This is a genomic window from Mesorhizobium sp. B1-1-5, assembly GCF_006443065.1.
In the GTDB taxonomy this organism is placed as follows: domain Bacteria; phylum Pseudomonadota; class Alphaproteobacteria; order Rhizobiales; family Rhizobiaceae; genus Mesorhizobium.
On record NZ_VFWS01000353.1, the window covers coordinates 1 to 1505 of the forward strand.

Genomic DNA, 1505 nt, shown 5'->3' on the forward strand with positions numbered 1-1505 from the left:
GTTCCAGTCCCTCCGGGCCACCAGTTAGTAGATATCAATGCCTTGCGCCTATCCTTTGAGTTTGAATTGAGCGTTATTGGATAAGTCAATTATTTTCATGAGAAAGGGTTTTGGGCCGGCACGTTGATTTTTCTCCTTCTCGTTAACGACTCGTCACACGTAGCTCACGACTCGCGGCTTCGAAAGACCTTTCAGGAACCCGTGCGGCAATCGGCGGCTACGACGTGCAAATAGGCGGGTTTTGGTGTCGGTCTGGGCACCCTCTGGGGTTAATGCCGTCCACGGGCGGCCAAATCGTCTGGGAGCCTTCGCCCCTAGAGCGCCAAAGCCCTCTTGAGATCGTCGTGCTCGAAGGCGCTCGCCATGCGGTTTATCTCCGCCGATCGGGCGCCTACGGCCCTGGCAACATCGCGCCAGGCCGCAGTCACCGTGGCGACCTCCTTGATGATCGTTCGCGCCTGCACGAGCGTCAGCGCAAAAAACCCGGCGGCAGCCTCCAGCAAGTCGACACGCCGGTGATGGCGGGCGCCAAGGTTCCTAGGCGGCCGACGCCGACAGGTCCAGGCCCTCCGCCAGAGCTTCGCGGAAGGCGCGGATCGGCCGAGCGAGGCGGCCATCCGGCGGACGACGCAGCAGCCAAGCGCGGAGATGCAGGTCGATGCCAACCGTATCGACAACGGTTACCGCGGCGCGCCAAAGGCTTGTCTCGTAGGCCATGGGCGTGACCATGCCAAGGCCAAGCCCGCGCGCGACCAATGACATGCGAAGCTCCGTGCTCAGCGCCTCGACGGCGACGTGGAACGGCAGGCGCTCGGCCTCGAAGCGTTGGGCGAGAGAGGCCCGGAAGCCGCACCCGTTCTCGTTCATGATCCACGGGAACCGTGAGAGATCGGACAATGTCGCCGGGTTGGGTACCTCCATCCGGCTCGAGGCGATGACAAACACGGATTGCCGGCCGAGGTCGTCCGCAGCAAGCTCGGCCGGTGGAGTCACGGCCTCGTCGAGGCAGAGGGCGACGGCATCGAGTTCATTGCGGAGCACTTGCTGCATCAGCCGGGGCGACCAACCGGATGTGACCCGCAAGGCAACGCTCGGAAATTCGCCGCGCAGCCGGTCGATCGGGCCGGCGAGTGCCGTCTCGGAGAGATATGGCAGAATGCCAATTCGGAGCTCGCCACCAACTTCGCCCCGAGGCGAGACACTGGCCTTCATATCCTCCGTCAGACGCAGCACGCGGCGCCCCTGCTCGTAGATCGTCTCGCCGGCCGGCGTTGGCCGAAGCGGCTTGGAGTGCCGGTTGAGAAGGCTGCTGCCGAGGCTGGCTTCGAGATTTTGCACCCGCCGGGTCACACCAGGCTGCGTGAGGTTCAGCCGGCAGGAAGCCGCGACGATGGAGCCGGTTTCGACAACGGCGATGAAGGCTTCGAGGTCTGGAATGTTCATGCCAATCTCGCATAGTAATCATACCGAGTATTGAATTGTATCATATCGACGCAGCGGCATAC

Annotated in this window: 1 protein-coding gene and 1 pseudogene; both read right to left on the bottom strand. The window is 62.7% G+C overall.

Annotated features, from left to right (window positions below):
* Positions 1 to 314 precede the first annotated feature (314 nt).
* Positions 315 to 509 (bottom strand): annotated as a pseudogene (locus tag FJ980_RS31265) (type II toxin-antitoxin system HipA family toxin); the annotation flags it as partial.
* A 28-nt stretch (positions 510 to 537) separates the two neighbouring features.
* On the bottom strand, positions 538 to 1443 hold the full coding sequence (locus tag FJ980_RS31270; RefSeq protein WP_140547397.1) for a LysR family transcriptional regulator: 906 nt from the start codon (positions 1441 to 1443) through the stop codon (positions 538 to 540).
* Between the last annotated feature and the right edge of the window lie 62 nt (positions 1444 to 1505).

What these genes read in the sequence shown, in the direction of transcription:
- FJ980_RS31270 (WP_140547397.1), bottom strand. Translation starts at nt 1,443, where the DNA reads ATGAACATTCCAGACCTCGAAGCCTTCATCGCCGTTGTCGAAACCGGC.